General features: G+C 26.1%; 2 protein-coding genes. Both read right to left on the reverse strand.

Annotation, left to right across the window (positions count from 1 at the left end):
* Positions 1–1,675 (reverse strand): DUF4158 domain-containing protein (locus KPL38_RS18950; protein WP_216290695.1); only part of this gene is annotated, 1,675 nt, incomplete at its 3' end.
* 13 nt (positions 1,676–1,688) lie between these two features.
* The gene (locus tag KPL38_RS18955; protein ID WP_216290696.1) at positions 1,689–2,249 is read right to left on the reverse strand and encodes a tyrosine-type recombinase/integrase; all 561 of its coding nucleotides are present in this window, start codon (positions 2,247–2,249) and stop codon (positions 1,689–1,691) included.
* Between the last annotated feature and the right edge of the window lie 278 nt (positions 2,250–2,527).

The raw sequence follows: 2,527 nt of genomic DNA on the forward strand, positions 1-2,527 counted from the left end.
CTAATTTTGATAATACAAATTTATTATTTTCTATTGATACACCTTTAAGTTTTTTTATATTATCAGATACGTATTTTAATTTGTTATTTAATAGGGTCAATCTATCAGTTAAGTATTCTTCAACATCTAAAGGTACTTTAAAATCAATACTTTCTTCTTTGTATTTTAGCCATTCTGATTCATTCATAAGATACTCTTCAAATGGGATATGCTGCTTACTTCCGATAATAGATATATCTCCAGAACGAATGGCATTTTTAAGTTCAGTGAATGCTGCTAATTCATAATATTTTTTATCTATATTTCCCTCTTGGTCATAAACATATTCTTCCCATTGACTAGTTACAAAATCTAAAGGAGCATCATTTGGCATCTTTCTTTTACTTGTGTTGTTAACTTCTTTTATAGTTTCTAATGCTTTTAATATAGGTGTTCCTGACTTAGATGCTTTAAATTCAAGCACCTTTAATAATCTAGGAGTATACCTTCTAAGATTACTATACTTTTTAGCTATTAAATCTAAAGTGTTATATTCTTTAGGTCTAGTAATTTCAGATATTTCGGCTATTGATTGTACAAATGCTTCCCAGGGCATGATATTTTCGATATTCTTAAAATCAACTGAAGTTTTCCCTTCTTCTTTGGTTTTAATTATCAAATTTCCAAGCTCCACATAATTGTGAAGACCTAAATTTGCTTTTTTTCCATTTTTTTTAATAAGATTCTCTTGCTCTTTTTTACCAAATGATTGAATGTTTTGTACTTGAATATCATGTATTTGAATCGCTTGATCTATAAGCTTTTCACAAAATTTAATTAAATATATTGAAAGAATAGAATATCTTTTTTTAGCATCAAACCTTTTAAAATCATACGCTTCATATTTTGAACCCAATTTACATAACTCTTCAATTTTATTATTATGAATACTACCTAAATCAATATTTTCTAACGCTAGACTACGAATGTATTCAATTCTATCAGCAATTTCATTAAAAGTTTTTGACGATGACTTGCCTGGTACTGCACGTAACCATGATAATTTAGTTTTTATATCTCCATCCTGAACTGTTATTAAATTATCTAATTGCTGTTTGTTTGCAATAGTTACTGAATTATCTATTAAATTAAAAATAGAATCTTGAATATCCTCTTTAACTTGCCAAACTATTTGTTCAATACTTCTTATTGAAGGAATTATTACTTTGTTTTTTCTTAATATATCAAGTGCATAGTTTACAAGCCTAACAGAATTGGTTTCACTTTGAGTTATTAGCATGAGTTCATCAAACAAAAATGCTTCTATATTTTTATTATATTTTTTATAATTAAATAATTTACAAATAGATTCTAAATGCTCATATTTAGTATTTTTTCTATTAAAATATTTATAAAAGTCCTCTGAATCTACATCTAATTGATTAGCAACATAATGTATTATTTTCATAGGTATATTTGTGAATTCAACTAATGGCCATCCTGAATGTCTTAAAATAGTTAATTGTAATACAAACCCAAGTTTATTATAATCAAATCTATAAGTACTTATTATATCCATATCTTCAACACTTAAAGTATAGTAATAAACTAGTTCCTTTTCTGTTATATCATCTGAAATCTTCATTAATTCAGCTCTTTGGTTAGTTGTTAATAATTCTCTTCTGTTTAAGTACATAATAAAATCCTTTCTAGAATTGAACTATAGAATATAGTTCATCCTTTTGCTCTTGATTTATTCCTATATACTTTAAAGTAATAGTTTGGTTACTGTGGTTAAATGTATCCATTATGAGACCAATATTGTAACTGCTTGCATTGTATGTCCAATACCCCCAACTTTTCCTCAAAGAATGTGTTCTAAAATTCTCTATGCCTAGTGAATTAGCAGCATTTTTTAATATCCTATAGGCTTGTACAGTACTTATATGCCCACCTTTTTTACTAATAAATATATACTCATTAAGTGTAAGTTTAGATTCTATAATGTAATTTTTTAATGCACATTTTATTTCTTTATTCAATTTTATTTTCTTTTCTTTACCAGTCTTCTGCTCATTTAATGTGAAATATTCTTTAAATTTTATATTCTCATTGAATATGTCAGAAACTTTAACTTTAACTACATCACCAATTCTTAATCCAGTATTCAATTGAAATTTACATAACAGCCAGTCTCTATCAATTTTACCTTTTAAAAATATAAGTAAATCATTTATTTTCTTTTTATCTCGTATAGGTTCTACTATCAAATTTTTCCACTCACTTTCTCTTTTGCTCTATGTAATATTTACTACTTATATAATATAAAACATTACATAAAAATGCAAAAGAAAAAAAGCTTCGTTATAAAAATTAACTGAAGCCTAGATGTATCAGTAGGTAACGATATATCTAGTAATGTAATATTTATTGTATTTTATTACATTAGAATTTTTAAGGAATCCACTATTTTTACCATATATTTGCTTGAATGTTAGTCAGCTTTTCTTAACGGTACTTTTGCACAAATTGCGAGCCCTACCCCTAT

This window comes from Clostridium psychrophilum (genome assembly GCF_018861705.1).
Classification (GTDB): Bacteria; Bacillota; Clostridia; order Clostridiales; family Clostridiaceae; genus Clostridium_AD; species Clostridium_AD psychrophilum.